At 38.4% G+C, this 18071-nt stretch carries 14 protein-coding genes; 7 read left to right on the forward strand and 7 right to left on the reverse strand.

What is annotated here, in order from left to right; genetic code table 11:
• Positions 1-47: 47 nt before the first annotated feature.
• The 7 genes from gap to QF042_RS21650 form a co-directional block, all read right to left on the reverse strand.
• A complete protein-coding gene (gene gap / locus QF042_RS21620) occupies positions 48-1043 on the reverse strand; it encodes a type I glyceraldehyde-3-phosphate dehydrogenase (protein ID WP_307532171.1) in 996 nt (331 codons plus the stop codon).
• Between the two features lie 1346 nt (positions 1044-2389).
• Positions 2390-3469, reverse strand: a complete 1080-nt coding sequence (locus QF042_RS21625; protein ID WP_307532172.1) for an MraY family glycosyltransferase — start codon at positions 3467-3469, stop codon at positions 2390-2392.
• 1068 nt (positions 3470-4537) lie between these two features.
• Entirely contained in the window at positions 4538-5278 is a 741-nt protein-coding gene (locus tag QF042_RS21630) for a glycosyltransferase family 2 protein (RefSeq protein WP_307532173.1), read from the reverse strand.
• 123 nt (positions 5279-5401) lie between these two features.
• Positions 5402-5851, reverse strand: a complete 450-nt coding sequence (locus tag QF042_RS21635; RefSeq protein WP_307532174.1) for a hypothetical protein — start codon at positions 5849-5851, stop codon at positions 5402-5404.
• 142 nt (positions 5852-5993) lie between these two features.
• Positions 5994-6566: a hypothetical protein gene (locus QF042_RS21640; protein ID WP_307532175.1), complete on the reverse strand. Its 573-nt coding sequence runs from the start codon at positions 6564-6566 to the stop codon at positions 5994-5996.
• Between the two features lie 367 nt (positions 6567-6933).
• On the reverse strand, positions 6934-7332 hold the full coding sequence (locus tag QF042_RS21645; RefSeq protein ID WP_307532176.1) for a hypothetical protein: 399 nt from the start codon (positions 7330-7332) through the stop codon (positions 6934-6936).
• Between the two features lie 1459 nt (positions 7333-8791).
• On the reverse strand, positions 8792-9202 hold the full coding sequence (locus QF042_RS21650; protein WP_307532177.1) for a hypothetical protein: 411 nt from the start codon (positions 9200-9202) through the stop codon (positions 8792-8794).
• Positions 9203-9479: 277 nt separating this feature from the next.
• Here QF042_RS21650 and QF042_RS21655 point away from each other — a divergent pair, with 277 nt between their 5' ends.
• From QF042_RS21655 to QF042_RS26415, 7 genes are all read left to right on the forward strand, one after another.
• Entirely contained in the window at positions 9480-10304 is an 825-nt protein-coding gene (locus QF042_RS21655) for a polysaccharide biosynthesis/export family protein (RefSeq protein WP_307532178.1), read from the forward strand.
• Positions 10304-12703 (forward strand): tyrosine-protein kinase, encoded by a 2400-nt coding sequence (locus tag QF042_RS21660; protein WP_307532179.1) that lies wholly within the window; start codon positions 10304-10306, stop codon positions 12701-12703. The genes QF042_RS21655 and QF042_RS21660 overlap by 1 nt, the downstream gene beginning before the upstream one ends.
• A 288-nt stretch (positions 12704-12991) precedes the next feature.
• The gene (locus QF042_RS21665; RefSeq protein WP_307532180.1) at positions 12992-13495 is read left to right on the forward strand and encodes a UpxY family transcription antiterminator; all 504 of its coding nucleotides are present in this window, start codon (positions 12992-12994) and stop codon (positions 13493-13495) included.
• 238 nt (positions 13496-13733) lie between these two features.
• Positions 13734-15545: an asparagine synthase (glutamine-hydrolyzing) gene (gene asnB, locus QF042_RS21670; RefSeq protein WP_307532181.1), complete on the forward strand. Its 1812-nt coding sequence runs from the start codon at positions 13734-13736 to the stop codon at positions 15543-15545.
• Positions 15546-15597: 52 nt separating this feature from the next.
• Positions 15598-16707 (forward strand): glycosyltransferase family 4 protein, encoded by a 1110-nt coding sequence (locus tag QF042_RS21675; protein WP_307532182.1) that lies wholly within the window; start codon positions 15598-15600, stop codon positions 16705-16707.
• Between the two features lie 22 nt (positions 16708-16729).
• Complete coding sequence (locus tag QF042_RS21680) at positions 16730-17584, forward strand: ABC transporter permease (protein WP_307532183.1); 855 nt, start codon at positions 16730-16732, stop codon at positions 17582-17584.
• Positions 17585-17679: 95 nt separating this feature from the next.
• Positions 17680-17889, forward strand: a complete 210-nt coding sequence (locus QF042_RS26415) for a four helix bundle protein (protein ID WP_373459092.1) — start codon at positions 17680-17682, stop codon at positions 17887-17889.
• Positions 17890-18071 lie beyond the last annotated feature (182 nt).

An 18071-nucleotide genomic window follows, 5' to 3' on the forward strand; every position in this document is an offset into this window, starting at 1 on the left:
ATGGTAATAAACAGGTACAGAACAGGTAAACAAAATATCTTAAAATATCAACCTTTTTGTAATGACTCAATTTTCTTTACCACATCAATCAAACGGCTGCTGTAACCAAATTCGTTGTCGTACCAGCCCACCACTTTAACCAGATCGCCAACAATAGAAGTTAAAAGCGAATCGAATATGCAGGAATGTGGGTTGTCGATAATATCGACTGATACAATTGGATCTTCTGTATATTCAATAAGTCCCTTCATTTCATTTTCTGCTGCGTTTTTAAAAGCGGCATTAATTTCTTCGATCGTTGTCTTTTTCTTTAACAGACAGGTAAAATCGGTCAAGGATCCGTTTAAAACCGGAACCCTGATTCCTGCTCCACCTAAACGGCCATCCAGTTCTGGAAAAATATGGGTAATGGCTTTTGCTGCCCCTGTTGTAGTTGGAATAATGGAAGATGAGGCAGCCCTTGCCCTGCGCAGATCTTTGTGGTTGGCATCGTGCAGATTCTGATCACCTGTCATCGAATGGATGGTGGTGATATAACCTTCTTCAACACCCCAGTTGTCGTTCAAAATCTTAATCATCGGGGCAATATTATTAGTGGTACAACTCGCATTTGACAGTACAGGACTCGTCAAATCAATCAGCTGGTCGTTTACACCTAATACCACCATCGGAATATCTTCGGATGCCGGCGCTGAGATCAGCACCTGTTTTGCTCCTGAGGTAATGTGTTTTTCTGCTAAAGGTTTGGTTAAATTTTTACCCGTACAATCAATAACCAGATCTACTCTAAGTGCCGACCAAGGCAGTTCATTGGCATCTTTGATGGCGAAAACCGGAATAGAAAGCTGATTGATGACCAATGCATCGGGTTTGGCAGAAACACTACCTGCGAAAACACCATGAACAGTATCGTATTTAAATAAATGAGCCATCGTCCTGGCATCTGCCAGGTCGTTAATGGCCACTACTTCAAATCCCTCAGCCAGTGCTAAGCGTAAAAATGTTCTTCCTATTCTACCAAAACCATTTATTGCCAGCCTCATTATTATTATAAAATTAGAGCGCAAAATTAGTATTTATTTATCAAAGCAAAGACCTGATGCTATAAGATGGAAAAGGGATGATGAAACCTTATTCAAGCGGCTATGCTGTGCGTTGTTAGGTCAAAATATTTTAATACCATTACGAAAAATAGAAGGTCAGCGGTAGCCGATAGATACTATACTGTTTCACAAAAAGTTAGATTAATTTTGAGAACGCAGCTACCTGTTTAAAAAATAATTTCTTTTTTAGGAGCGCAGCGCCTATGCAACTATTAGTGTTTGTTCCCGTTCTTCGCTATATCCCTGCACTACGCTCCGGGGATGCCGCTGCGCCCGGGGCTAGGAACGTCTAATCTGCAAGAAAACCGATACAAAGCTGCCTATTATTTTTACCGTTAATGCCTTACTGTGATTTTGCTCTACAAGCCTTTGTTAAATAAACCTTATTGTAGCAGCTATCCTTTTTGTTGCACTGCTAATATAAACCACTTCCCTTCACAAAAAGATAGGAGCGGAAAGAAGGACTACAGCAGCCGACAGGCACTACCCTTGCTTTCCAAAGAACATAAATAATTTCTAGAGCACAAGAACATCTGCTTAAAAAATAATTTCGTTTTAAGGAGCACAGCGCCTCTGCAATTATTAAAGTTTGTTCCCGTTCTCCGCTATATCCCTTCGCTGCGCTATGGGGATGCCGCTGCGCCCGGGGCTAGAAACTTCCTTTTTGCAAGAAAACCGATACAAAGCTGCCCATTGTTTTATGACTAATATAAGACTGTGGTTTTATTCACAAGCCTTCGTTAAATAAACCTTATTGTAGCGGCTATCCTTTTTGTTGCACCAACCAACAACATCCTGCTAACCTTCACAAAAAGATAGAAGCGGAAAGAAGGACTACGGCAGCCGACAGGCACTACCCTTGCTTTCCAAAAAACATAAATTAATTTCTAGAGCACAAAAACATCTGCTTAAAAAATAATTTCGTTTTTAGGAGCGCTAAGACTGTATAACTATTAAAGTTTATTCCCGTTCTCCGCTATATCCCTGCGCTACGCTCCGGGGATGTCGCTGCGACCGGGGCTGGAAACTTCCTTTTTGCAAGGAAAGCGATATTAGACAGCCTTTAATTTTACAGATAATATCCTGCATGGTTTTGCCCCACAAGCCTTTGTTAAATAAACCTTATTGTAGCGGCTATCCTTTTTGTTGCACTGCTAACATCACCCACTTCCCTTCACAAAAAGATAGGAGCGCAAAGAAGGACTGCCTTAACCGATGGGCACTATACCTGCTTTCCAAAAAATTAGACTAATTTCTAAAGTGCGAGAACACCTGCTGAATTAATTTTACTTACCTTTCTTTTTAAATAAGCTTAAGGTAAGCAAACTATTAAACGCAATGCAGAGACCAATAATAAGCAAAATCAACACGAAATTTCCAAGATGCTGAAGGAAGATGGTGGCAGCTATTGTAGCCAGGTTAAACCCGGCAGTAGAAATTACGATCAGGCTGGGCTTTAATCCCAACTGCGCTAAACGATGATGGATATGGTTACGATCGCCCTTAAACGGAGAGCCTCCCTTTAAAATTCGGATGGTGAAGACCCTTAAAGAATCGAACACAGGTACAATCAGTATGGCTACCGTTATTGCTGGCGCAGAATAAAAGGCTGGTTTAATCACACCGGTAAACTTATTAAGTTCTATAAACTTAATCGCGAGCGCAGCAGAAATAAGCCCGATGATCAGTGCGCCTGTATCGCCCATAAATATTTTAGCAGGAAACCAATTGTACTTTAAAAAGCCTGCTATAGCACCTGCCAGGGCAAAGGCAATAAATGCATAAGGTACCTGCCCCATTGAAGAAAACAAGATACCGAAAACAAGACTGGTTAAGATGCCTATTCCACCTGCTAATCCGTCAATCCCATCTATTAAATTGAATGCATTATTCAGGAAAATAATCAATGCAATCGAAAAAAGGCTTCCCCATAACGGCGCCATATCTCCTATACCCAGCACACCATACAAACTTGTTAAACGAAAGGCACCAAAAAAAACAAGAATAAAGGCGACCACTATTTGCAGAATAAATTTTGTACTGGTATTGGTACCATAAACATCATCTTTTAAGCCAAGTGCCGCAAGGATGATGCACGATGCTATTAAAAAGTTAGCTTCTTTAAAATTAATAATAGCAGAAAACAGCAAAATACATATGGTAAAACTACCTACAATGGCCAAGCCACCTAAACGTGAAATATTGCGTTTATGGTTTTTACGGTACAGGTCGTTCTGATCAAAAAGGCCATACTTTAAAGAAGTATAGATTATACTTGGAATACTAATAATTACGATTGAAAAAGCCAAAATAAATATGGCGATACAGAAATAGTTTGGGTTGGTATTCAGGATATCTTTAAGCAAAACTTATTGGGACTTAGGAGCAAATATAACTATACTTAGATTAACAAGATTGCGCTGTAAAATGTTTAACATGATATAAATCAAATGTGAGGTGGATTTATAATGGTGTTTTGCTGATCGCCACATCAGATTGCCTCAGAAAGGCCGGAGTTGCTATCAATGAAAGATCCAGTAGAGTGATCGTCTTTCCCGCGCAGGCCTATCGTGTGGACACATCTTCGTTAACCTAGATTTGTATTTATAACCTCTTTTCTTAAGGCGATCGTCATGCTGAATTTATTTCAGCATCTTTCCTGCTATTAAAAGATTCTGGTTCTAAAAACTAATTTTTAGATACAAATGTTGATTTTTCCGCTCTTTGCCGCGGGGGCATGGTAGTTTTTCGCACATCATGTTGTTTTTATCTGTGCTCAAGAATGCTGGCGCATTTTGGAGCGCCAAAGTACCCAAAGCGCTTTGTCAATCCAGCAATGTGGCTTCTCACCGCCCACGCTCACCAAAAAAACAGTGGCACTTCGTTTTGTGTTCAATTTATATTAAAATTGAATTCAGTGCTAACGAACACAAAACCACTGCGTTTCAGGTTTGGTAATGCTATTTGGGCCATTGTGCACCTGTTTTTTTGATTCTCCCGCCACTTGGGATTGACGGCGTCCTTCGGTAAAGACTGTGGTTTATTAAAGCCAGCTAGCATGATGCCCAAACCATTCTTAAAAAAGATGTGTCCACACGATAGGCGCAGGCGGGAATCTTAAAGCACAGGCTTAGCGATCGTTGTAAGATTGCTTCCCCGAAAATCAGGGCAGGCTGTCGGCTGAAAAAGCCTTCTCGCAATAACAGATTCTAAAATCGGCGTCATCTCGACCGGAGCAACGCGGAGTGGAGAGATCTTTGGACTATATTAAAAGATTTTGCTTCGCAGAGCCTTCGGGTTCTCCATTGCGGTCGATGACGATACTTCGAGACCGTTTATCTCCTTAAAATCCCGCTGTTATTTATATTGATTTTATACAATAGTTATCCCTCAGCATGACAATTCTATATTGATAATACCGCCTGGATAAAGGATTAAAATTGTTTGAGTTTACTCAGCTTTTTCCTGATCACGACCAAAAGTGGGTATGGCACGCGGTTTCTTTTTAGGGCCTTATAATCATTAACAAAGGCAGAGACCCTGCTCATCAATGATTGGTTACTTACACCACCTGTGCGCATATTCACCATTAAAACAGGCAGATAAACTGCTTCTATTTTATGGGCATAAAAAAAACGTAATATCAATTCATAATCGGCTGCAGTACCTAAATCTAAGGCATAATCGCCGTTTTTTTCAAACAAAGATCTTTTCAAATACAGCGTGGGGTGTGCAGGCATCCAGCCTTTTTTAAGATCCTGAAAGGTGTTTTGCCGTGATTTCCACGTCCTGATAATTTTAGGTGTTGTGGGATGGATGTAATTGAGGTCACCATAAAGTCCATCTATTTCCGGCTGATCGATAAAGGTTTTGGCTACTGATGCCAATACATCAGGGTTTGCAAATACATCATCGGCATTTAAAATCCCGATCACCTCTCCTGTTGCCCTCTGGATCCCTTTATTAATGGCATCGTATAAACCTTTATCTTTTTCTGAAACAAAATAATCAATATGAGATTGGTTCTCCTGAATAATATTCAACGTTCGGTCTGTCGATCCCCCATCAATCACCAGGTATTCTACATCCAGGTAAGTTTGCGCCATTACAGAATTAAAACACTCCTGTAAAAAGGTTTCTCCATTGTAAACGACTGTAATAAGGGATATCTTCATTTAATCTACAGGGGTCATCTCATTTTAACGAATGAAAGAAACCTGCGGTAAATATAATCAATCACCATTCAATCCTGATAGATACATCCAAACGACAATATTAATTTAGATGGAAACTGATTATTATTGTTTATTTCTTCTTCTGATGACAAATACGCCAAAGATGCCTGCGGCGGCGCCAAGGGTCCAGGAATAATCGTCGAGATTGCAGTCTATAATATCATATTCAACTAAAGTACCGGGTGTTCCTGTACTTATCGCACCATTACACAACAGTACCACATTAAGAACAAACCCTGTGGCACAGATTCGACAAGCCCCACCTATAGGTTTATAGTAATATTGTTTATATGACACACATGGCCCATATTGATTAAATGTTCCGCTCACTTGCGAACCATAACCAGGACCCAGCAATAAGCCTAACACAGTATTTACCAAACCTGATGCAGGATCGCGATATATCAACCCATCAACATTTGATTTGCACGCAGTTTCACCCACCACTTGCGAAAACAGTTTGCAAGGAACAAACAAAATAAATACTATAAGAAAGAGCTTTAACATTTTCATAAACCACGGGAATGATTTATTCAAATTTACCCTTGAAAGCCCTTAAAAAGCTTGTTCTTTTTGTTCAATACTATATCAGCACTATGGCCCTTGGTGATGCAAATTTACAACTACAAGAAAGAACAAAAGTAATTGCTTATGACTATATATGAGTTGACCTTTTTTTACGAATAATGATGATGCCAAAAACTCCAGTAGAACATATAATAAAAGGAATGTAATCATCAATAGGTAAATTATTTGGCTGGCTGGCACACGAATAACTTGGATCAGCATCAGAATAATATGCGGGATCGTTATACTTATAATCTACCTCAGTTCCTTCATTACCGCTGCCGCTAATAAAATTTGAAGAATAAGAAGTGGCAGTTGCACATCTTGTACTAAAGGTTGCAGTAATTTCATTTGCTGCGTTATAGGATACTGTAGAATTTGTAGCAGAAACATATCTAGAACCTGCAGGATATACATTTATATACCCACATCTGTATCCGCTGTAGCCATTGCCTGTGATGATAGGCACAATAGGAGAGTTAGCTTTATAGATACGAACAGATTGACTAGGATCACTATTGTAAATGGCAGTCCCCAAAAATTGTGTTGCTACAGAATTTCCCAGATTGCAGCCACGGCCAGTGACTTGACAAAATGATGGTGATATAAACAAGAAAAATAAAACTGTTGACAATACAGTTAAAAGGAGATATTTCGACATTATTGTTTGGTACTAATGGGTGCACATACGTAACTCCCATTATCAGAGATGTTCTGCGGCAAAAAAATTATAATAATAGACAACTAAATTTTGGAACTAGTGATGGTATAAATCAAACACAATTCCTAAATAATAGTAAGATTAATATTACAAAATTAACCAAAAAGACATAATTAAATTATTACAAGGAATGAATATGAATAGAATATGACACTCTTATTCCTCGTTATAATTACACAAAAACGCCTCAGGGAGCGATTAAACCAAGAAAAAATAAAGAGTTAGCTTGAAACAAAGTCAGAAATCCTTGACAATTATCATGAACAAAACGAACAAGGCTAAAAAAATTTTAATAAAACCTTAATAATTAAGTGGTTTTAAACCTGAAACGGGTGAGCGAAAATGTGCCAATTCCGGCTAAAGCAAACAATGCAAGGGGAGCATAGTCGTCTATTGAGCAATCAGTAGGGCTGGTGGAAAAAGAAACCAACGTACCAAAATCGTCTCCTGGTCCGCTATAACCTTTTATATAGCACGATCCCTGCCCATTGCCAAGTCCGCCATAACAGTAAACCTCAGCCAGCGTGTACCTATTTGTAAAATTATCATTCCGATATTGGGGAACACCATTAAATAAAATCGTACCATCGCGGACATAGTAAATAGTATTAGATCCTAATGTTGCCTGGCAACCGGTAACTATCGCACCATAAGAAAATGAGGTAATTAGGGATAGTAATACAATTAATATTAAATGACACTTCATGAAGATTAAGGATAGGGACTTATACAAAAGTACAAATACCTTACTAAAAGCACCCGTAAAGATATATAATCATACAAGAAATCATATTTTTGTACTTAATTATGAGTATCAATAAACTAAGACTTTATTGTTATCTAACAGCTTATCAATATGGAGGTAAACTAATCGACATTACGAATTAATTAAGGCAAATAAGACATTGTTTTCATATAACCTTACAATTATTGTAATTTGCTAAATAATACTGTTAAATGTGTTTCTTTTTAATAACGCAAATCCCAAACATGAAATCAATAATAAAGGGAATATAATCATCTATGGGACAGGGATAAATTAAATTCGTTATTGCTTGCTATAATATGAACTATTCAAGCCTTCTATTTTGTATGGCGCACTTGGATCATATGATCCAGTAGTAAACGTTGAGCATGATAACACTGAACCAGTAAGAACCAGATGTCCCGGCTCTTACAACACATTCTCTTGTCGTATTAGGAACAGGATCTTTATAACAAGCTAAATCAACGGCAAAACTAAGCCCTTGTCCATCATAAACAGGTTTACCCAAGATATCAGCGGCTTGGCCGGCTGGTACAGAAACTGATGGAAGTGGAGTTGAGTATACATTTTTATATGCTGCTACAGTACCATAAGGAAAACAATGATACATCCCGAAGGATTGGTTTGTGCAAATGTCAACGAACTGACAAGTAGCAGCAATACCACTAATAAAAACTTCATAAGGGACGACGAATTGTGATGATTCACTACAAAGCTAACGGTTTATAAGTTAGAACACGAATAAACCTGTTAAATCAGACAAAATAAGCGCCATTATAGCGATAAATGAGTAAGCGAGTTAAACTTAGCGAAGAAATGCGACATGTAAAGCCAATCAATTGATAATGATTTTACAACATAATAACCGGTATTATTTTTACCTCCAAAACTAAAACATACTCCCTTTTGGGTTGAGGCGCAATAATCATAGCCACTTTTCAGATGTATTTGCTTTGAGACTCTTCCATTTGCCGGATTAATAACCATAATCTGCCTCATAGCCTTCACTCCAACCCTAATTACTTACAAAATCGGATTAAATGAGAGGGCTGTTACACATCGGCTGGATCAGCCCCAAGTAATTTGCGGTTATTTCCTGTGCAGCCTGATAAAGTCACATTCTGCTGGGTAGCGGAATTGTATCTCGTTCGTGCATTATATAAACGAACAGCCTAATAAAATATCACATAAGCATGACCTTAATAACAACAATTGGACTTCATGTATGATCTCATGCGGGGTACCGCTATCAATCTCAATAGATTAAACTTTCTGGGCGTTATAAAATCTTAAGATAGCCTCCATTCTTAATCATATTTTATGAACACATTAAGATAAACCTGGCATATATTGTTGGATTCCGACCTCAATCGATTTAACAACTTAGGAGAATGAATGCCTATTGATACAAAACCGTTCTTTTAATAATCAAAAATCCCCCTACGGCAGAAAAAACGATCATAAATATGGTAAGGTTGTCAATTGGACACGATGCTGGTGGCGTTAACAAGGTGTAATTGTAAACAGTTCCTAAAGTTAACGACGAAGTTGGGGTTTTCCAGCATGACACTCCTGTATTCGCTCCCAATTGTGCCCGCGGGCAACTAGGGCCAACTGTAGAATAGGGATTACTATATACCCTATAGGGTCCGGCAATTGGTATAAACAAAAAATAATAAGTATAATTTACATTTGCATCGGTAATGTATATGGTGTTTTCTGCTGAAACATAACACCCCTGCTGTCCGAATACATTTTGTTCTGCAAAAAAGAAAATACAGAGAAAAATAAGTAGTTTAATAATTCGCATGATCAAATAAATTAAACAAATTTACTTAAAATCTGTATTATAAATATTACAAATACACCTATAATTGACAATTATCAACTGCTATTTTCCATTGAACAAATAGTTATACAGAGCCCCAGATATGCATAACAGATTATTTTTTTGTTTTTTCGAGGATTTAACTTAGTCAAAAGATGATTATTCTTTAAAGTCTGTTTTTTAATGCCATTATTCCCTTTAAACAAGTATTTTTGCTTAAATACATGAAAGTAAAAACCAGACATGTATATTTAAGATTATGACCCGATATAATTTAGTTCCCTACCTATTATTCTTCTGCATCATTATTCTTAGTATAGTATCAGGCTGCACAGTACGCAAACAACATAGTTTATTTAATGCGCCAAGCGATATTGTAACAGATACCATAAAGCAGGTTTACGTAGTGAATGATCAGGGCATAAGCGACGCATATTATAAAATCAAGGTCAGCGATCAATTGGCCATCAGAAATGTACAAAATCCCGAATTTGGGGCAACATCTGGCACCAATCTTTCTGGAAGTTCAACAAGCAATGCTGTGGCCACTGGAAATGGTCAAAATACACTTTCCTATCCTGTAGAGCCTGATGGCATGGTGAACTTACCTGCTATTGGAAAAGTAGAAGTAATTGGCTTAACCCGGCGGGAAGCTGCCCTCAAAATTCAGGATATTTATAAGCAAAAACTACTTAAAGATCCCATTATCGACTTAACTGTGGTTAACCTGAAGGTTACCTTATTGGGCGAATTTAGTAAACAAGGAAACTTTCTATTGGAAAAAGACAATACCAGCTTAATTGAAATTATCGGGGAAGCAGGAGGCATTACCAAAACTGCAGATCCTAAAACCTTAAAAATTATCCGCGGTGACCGCAGCCATCCTGAAATTATTTACGTAAACTTAACTGATATTAATAGTTTGGCGAGCAAAAAACTGATATTACAGAATAATGATATCATTGTGCTACAGCCCACTAAGGGTACCGCACTAAGTGAGAAACTGCAGAGTTTTAATAATATTGTACAACCCTTACTCGTGGTTGTTAACCTTGCCGTATTAATTTTTACAGTAACACGCTAATGGAAAGAGCAGAAGATTTAGAAGTTAAGGCTGTTAGTCAACAAATCGACTTTTATAAAATATTCCGGGTATTTTGGAGCAGGTGGTATTGGATTGCAGGCTGCATTGCCATTGCACTGATTGTAGCCAAAGTAAAGGTACTTTATACACCACCCATATACCAAACCGGAGCATCGCTTAAACTTCAGGACAGTAACCCAAGTGTGAGTACCAATAACCAGATGCCCACACAGGTTTATAATTATACGGATAAAATTCAGGCAGAAAGTTTTGTAATCCGCAGTAATGATGTTGTACTCAATGCCATTGCTAACCTGGATTACAAAATCTCTTATTATTTAAAAGGCCGTATCCGCATTACCGAACTCTATCCAAATATTCCTTTCCAGATCGAAATTATACAACAGGATTCAGTTAACTTTAGCAGGGGTTTATATAATATTGAAGCTATTGACAATAAAAGCTTTAGCATTAGCGATCCAAATAACGAAAAAGCTAAACAGACCGTACACCGTTATGGTGAAGTGCTAAACATGGGTAATATGCAATTCCGCATTAAATCTATTGTTCCAAAAGGCGATTATAGCTTTAAATTCAATACCAAAGAAGATTTTATAGGACGGGCCATGGGTTTAAATATGGCAGAGGCCGCACGATTTACCAATGTAATGAGTTTAAGTTTAACGGATGGCAATCCTGTTTTTGCTGCCGATATGCTTAATGCCATCATGAAAGAATATGTGCGCTACGATCTGATCCAGAGACAGCGTTCGGCTAAACAAACCGTGCAATTTATCGATACGCAATTGGGTTTTATCAATACTGAGGCGGGTAAATCTGGCAACACTTTGGCAAACTACAAAACCCAAAACAAAATGATTGATCTTGGATCTGCGACCTCTTTAACTATTGGTAAACTATCAGATTTTGAGAAGCAGAAAACAGAGTTGAATATTAAACAGCTCGCGATTAAGCAACTCGAAGACCAGGTGAACAATAACCGATCAAAGGTTGAGATTGGTTTGGATATTGAGGGCGATTTAAATAGCGGACTGGGTACATTGATTACTCAGCTCAATACCTTATTAGCCAACAGAATACTTAAACTCAATCAGTTTAATGCAGATTCACAACCTGTAAAACAAATAGACCAACAGATTGCCAATGTAAAAGCGAGCATTAGGAGCAATGTACGTGCCATGCGCAATAATAATGAGCAGACCATTCGTTATATTGACAGCCAAATTTCTGGTGTAAATCAAAACATCAGCACCATCCCTGCCAAAGAACAAAACTTTGTAAAACTCAGCACTAATTTTGAGGTGAACAACAAGGTGCGTTCTTATTTATCAGAGAAAAAATTAGAAGCTGAAATGAACGCTGCTGCTACGGTATCTGGTGCAGCCATCGTCAATTTGGCTTACCCTTCCTATTATTCTATTTCCGCAAACTCGAATAAGGTTTATACCTTCGCCATTTTATTTGGCTTAGGTGCCGGCATGGGTTTAATCCTACTGGTCAGATTTTTAAATCCTTACATCTACGATAAGGAAACTGTTGAGGGTTTAACCAACACTCCAATTATTGGTGTAATCCGCAAGTTTCCGGACTATATCGATCAGGATAACCGTCAGGCCTTATCAATAGCTAAACCTAAATCAGTTTTCGCCGAGTCGGTCAGATCCGTCCGAACCAACTTAAGCTTTTTGGCTAGCCATAAAAAAAGCAAGGTGATCTGCATTACCTCTGAAATATCTGGTGAGGGCAAATCATTTGTGACCGTAAATCTGGCTGGTACGCTTGCGCTAATTGAGAAAAAAGTAATCTTAATTGCTGCCGATCTACGTAAGTCGAGGTTACACAAAGTTTTTGGAAACGATAACCTTAGAGGCTTGAGTTCTGTTTTATCCGGACAGCACAAGTTGGAAGATGTGCTCATACATGATGAAGTACACCATATCGACTTTATTCCGTCAGGCCCTGTACCGCCAAATCCTTCAGAGCTTTTACACACCGCCGCCATGCGCGATTTATTGAAAGCCCTGGAAAAAGAATATGATTATGTTTTGATTGATACTGCACCAGTGGGGCTGGTTTCGGATGCCATTCCATTGATCAGAAATTCAGATGTAAATCTATTTGTCATCCGCTCAGGCGTTTCGCAAACACAGGCAGCTGCTATACCAGAAAGATTATCGCGCGAATATGGATTAAGCAATATGGCCATTGTGTTAAACGCCTTTGGCGATGATGCCCTATATGCTAATTACTATACCACTGATTACAGCCGCGGTGGAGGCAACAGCACCTATTATTATTCTGATTATTCGGGATACTCGGGCTCAGGCTATTATGAAGATGAAAACCGTAAGTGGTGGATGTTTTGGAAGAAGAAGTAAATAGAATGTAATATGGAAAAGGGATGATGGAAGCTTAATTGGTTAATTATTGAAACTGGTTAATTGAAAACTGCCATGTGAAAACTGATACCTGGTCATTGGTCAATAGTTCATGGTTAATTGCTTGAGTGGTTAACTGAAGATGGAAATCGATAAAGAAAAGGTTAATTGGTTAAAATTGTCAACTGGAAATTGATAACTGGTTATTGGCTTACGACAGGATATGGAAGAGGTAAAATGGATAAGGGGTGCATATGTACGAAGGTTTCATTATAAAGATTAAGCTTAATGATTGATCAAAATTACAGGTGGTATCCGGTATATACGCGTTCTAGGGCTGAGAAAAAGGCACATGAGGAGTTAACGAGAAAGGGCATTACTTCTTATCTACCACTAAAAAAGACGGTTAAACAATGGAGCGACCGTAAAAAAATAGTCGAGGAAGCTTTGATTAAGTCTTATCTGTTTGTGTATATTTCGGCCAAAGAATATGCTGAAGTTTTGATGACCAATGGCATTGCCAGGTTTATCTATTTCTCCAGCCAAATAGCGTCTATACCCGAACAACAAATTAGAGATCTTAAACTTCTGCTCGCTACTGATGCAGATCTTGAGGTTTTTGAATACGACATCAAACCAGGTGAACGTGTGCTGATTAAAGCAGGTCCATTTAAAGGGATCCTGGCCGAACTGGTATCGATACAAAATAAACAACGTATTATTTTACGTTTACAAAATATGGGCTACGCGATTGAGATTAATACTTCTATTGCGTTTGTAGAACCGTTTTAAAGATGTGAGATATTAGATTTGAGATAGTCAGAAGACGGAGGTCCGGGGTCAGAAAACATGGGGCTAAAAGTAGCAAAATTTAAATAAAAAATACTGAACTGTGTTCAGGGAGATGTGTGAAAGGGACTTATTTTTATAAAACGTCAGTTATTTTTTTAAAAGAAAATGTGACTGAGAGGGCGAAGCTGTGTCCTGGTGGAATGTAAGAGGAATGAGGTGAGATGGAAAATGGGGCGTTATGTGTAGGATTGCAGGTATAATTGATAAAAACAGATCAATAGATCAAATCGAACAGAAGGTTAAAGGCATGTGCGATATCATGGCGCATGGCGGCCCTGATGGTGAGGGCTTTTATGCCAATGCCGGCGATGGGATTGTAATGGGGCACAGGCGTTTAGCACTGATCGACTTATCGCCCAAAGGACACCAGCCCATGATTTATCAGCACGGTAAAGTGGTTATTTCTTTTAATGGCGAAATCTATAATTACCTGTTGTTAAAAAAGGAACTTCAGGATTTAGGCTTTCAGTTTAAAACCGAAAGTGATACTGAAGTTATTCTATTAGCTTATGCCGCCTGGGGAGTTGAAAGTTTCGACCGATTTAAAGGAATGTTTGCATTTTGTTTGTACGATGCTGACCACCAACAGAGTTTTCTGGTCCGCGATCCGTCAGGGATAAAACCTCTATATTATCGAGCCGTTGAAAAACATCTGGTTTTTTCGTCGGAAGTTAAAGCTTTTGCAGAAACCGATTATTCCTATACCGAACAGCAAGACTGGAAAATCTATTTCCTGGCCTTCGGACACTTACCAGAGCCCTATACTACTTTAAACGAAGTGCAAATGCTGGCCAAAGGCCACTATCTGATCTGGCAACATCAATCTGATACTTTTGAGATCAAAAATTATGTTCCGGAACAGGTATTCAAGAAGATCACAAATTATGAAGAGGCCAAAACTGGCATACAACAAAATTTATATCGCTCGGTTAAAAGACATCTTTCAGCTGATGCCAAAATCGGTGTTTTTTTAAGTGGTGGGATTGATAGCAGCATTTTGAGTTTGCTGGCTGATGAAATTCAAACTAAAACTACTTCAGGCTCTGGCATGCTTAACACCATATCTATCAACTTTGAAGAAACAGCATTTTCTGAGAAAGTTTTTCAGGACATTATCGTTCAACGGCTTCAGGGCAATCATTCGGAGTATACCATCACCCCTAACCTCTTCGCTGAACATTTTCCTGCAGCCTTAAAAGCCATGGATCAACCCACATCCGATGGCATTAATTCGTGGTTCGTTAATTATTTCGCTAAAGAAAATGGCTTAAAAGCTGTTCTGTCTGGCATTGGCGCAGATGAATTATTTGGCGGCTACCCTTCTTTTAAACGGATGGGATGGATTAAACAATTAAAAAGATTGCCTCCATTTATTCTTAGAAAAAGCCTACGTTTTAAAAAGGCTGCATTAAAAAGGGGATATTATTTAAGTTACCAAAACACCGTGGGTGAGTATCTTTTTTTAAGGGGGATATTCACCCCTGACGAAATCGCAAAATTATTATCTTGCTCAATTGCAAAGGTTGACCAGGTACTTCAAAATACATCGATCAACCCTATTCCTAATCACTTAAATGATGGTGAAAGAGCAAGTTGGTTAGAATGCAATTTATACATGCAAAATCAATTGCTTAAAGATACCGATACCATGAGCATGCAACATGGTGTAGAGGTCAGGGTTCCTTTTTTAGACCAGGATTTACTTGTAACCCTGGCCGCAATAAATAGTGAATTGAAATTTAAAGGTGAGCGTCCAAAATCGCTCTTGATAGAAGCCTTTTCGAAAATGCTCCCCAGGGCAATCTGGCACCGCAAAAAAATGGGCTTTACCTTCCCTTTTCAGGATTGGTTGAAAAAAGACGAGCATTTTCTCCGTTCGATAAAAACAGGCGATAATACATTCGCTTCAGCAATGGTTGATGATTTCAGGCAGGGAAATTTACACTGGAGCAAAGTGATGGTGCTTTATCAGGTGTTTAACAGGGTTTAGGGTTTAGGGTTTAGGGTTTAGGGTTTAGGGTTTAGGGTTTAGGGAAAACAAGTTGAAAGACAAAAAAGTTCTATTTCTTACTTTACATACATTCAATTTAACTGGAGGAATAGAAAAGGTAAGTAAAACCTTTGCGAAAACACTTGACGACCTCAAAGCTGGTTCCCAAATCCAGTCATACCAGGTATTGTCGATGTATGATGATCAACCCGACCTGGCTTATGTATCACAAAGTTCATTTAAAGGATATAATGGTAAAAAATTAGCTTTTGGTTTAGCTGCCATCAAAGCGGGACTAAAAGCAGATGTGGTTGTTTTAAGTCATGTACATTTATTGCTTTTTGCCCGGATCATCAAAACGCTAAAACCAAACATCCGTATCGTACTTTTTGCGCATGGGATAGAAATCTGGAATTCGCTTGCCAGCTGGAAAAAGCAAATGCTTAATAAAATAGAGATTTGGGCGGTAAGCCGCTATACGGCAGATCAAATTATACAGCAACATGGAATAGCCAGTGCTCAGATAAAAATATTAAATAACTGTTTAGACCCTTATTTTAAATTAAGCGAATCCTTTTTAAAACCTGCTTCACTCCTTTCAAGATATGGCGTTCGCGATAACCAAAAAGTACTGTTAAGCATTTGTCGTTTATCATCATCAGAACAGTATAAAGGATATGATCTGGTGATCGAATGCTTAGAGCAGGTAATTAAGGTTTATCCAGATTTGGTTTACTTGTTGGTTGGAAAAGCAGATCGGGCAGAATCAGCACGTATTCAAAAACTCATAGCTCAAGCTAACCTCAAAAAAAACGTAATACTGACCGGCTTTGTGCCAGAACACGAGCTTGCCTTACATTATCAATTGGCTGATGCATTTGTAATGCCAAGTAAAGCAGAGGGATTCGGACTCGTTTTTATCGAAGCTGCTGCTTATGGTTGCGCAGTAATTGGTGGCGATGCAGATGGCAGTAGAGATGCCTTATTAGATGGCGAACTGGGTACTCTGCTGGATCCAAATGATATTGTAGCAATTGGTGAAGCAATCATTATGGCTCTGCAAAAAGAAAAGCATGAGGCCAAAGCGATTCAGGACATGTGCTTTGAAACATTTGGTTACCAAAAATATCGAGAAAAGATATTGACCTTATTATTTAATTAAAAGCCGATGAATATAAACAATCATGCATAACGAAGAGCACAGCTGGACCATTGAGGCTAAAGCTTCCTTATTCGATTTAAAGCTGAACGAAGTTTGGGCCTACCGCGATCTGCTCTGGCTGTTGGTTAGGCGCGATTTTGTTTCTTTCTATAAACAGACGATATTGGGTCCGCTTTGGTTTTTTATCCAACCTTTGTTTACGACCATCATCTTTACCTTTATTTTTGGGAATCTAGCAGGAATATCTACGGATGGCCTGCCTAAGCCACTTTTTTATATGGCCGGTATTACCGCCTGGAACTATTTCTCAGATTGCCTGACCAAAACATCAACCGTTTTTAGAGATAATGCCGCGATTTTTGGGAAGGTCTATTTTCCCCGCTTAATCATGCCACTGAGCATAGTGGTGAGCAATTTGGTACGCTTTGGAGTACAAATGCTCTTATTTCTAATTTTAATGGCCTATTATTATTTCTCTGGCGCAAATTTTAACATTAGCTGGGCAATTTGCTTATTCCCTCTTATTGTAGTATTAATGGCTTTACTGGGTTTGGGCACTGGAATGATTATTTCAGCCATGACCACAAAATATCGCGATCTTGCATTTTTAGTGGGATTTGGTGTGCAATTATTGATGTATGCTACCACTGTGATCTATCCCCTATCTACCGCAATCGAAAAATATCCAAAATATGCCTGGATGATTAAATATAACCCAATGACTCCCATTATTGAAACCTTTAGGTATGGCTTCTTAGGTGAAGGAAGTTTTAGCTGGGGAAGTTTAAGTTATGCCACTGGTGTTTCACTGGCCTTATTGGTATTTGGAATCGTGATTTTTAATAAAGTGGAGCGGAATTTTGTTGATACGGTGTAGCGGGTTAAAGGGTTAGGGTTTAGAAGGGTTAGTAAAAAATTTATATATTCATATCAATCATCCCTTATTTATTTTATCTATAAAAAATAAGGAATATGCACACCTACTCATTTGAAAAATTAGAAGTCTGGCAACTATCCAGATCTTTTAGAAAAGACATTTATCAATTAACACTTAAGTTTCCGAAAGAAGAAACATTTGGGTTGATTAGCCAAATTAAAAGGTCAGTAAGCAGCATTGGTGCTTGTTTAGCCGAAGGGTCAGGAAAAATCACAATGAGAGACAAAGCGCTTATACAAATATGACTTATACCACTACCCTCGAAACCCTAAATCATTTAATCGCAGCCATGGACCTTGATTATATAACCGACGAAGAATATTTAACGTACCGATCGAAAATTAAAAAACATAACGATTAAGCTGAGTGGGCTCAGAAATTCACAGATTAATGCGAAAAGTTGAGAAATATAAGCTTCACAACAAAC

The organism is Pedobacter sp. W3I1, assembly GCF_030816015.1.
Classification (GTDB): Bacteria; Bacteroidota; Bacteroidia; order Sphingobacteriales; family Sphingobacteriaceae; genus Pedobacter.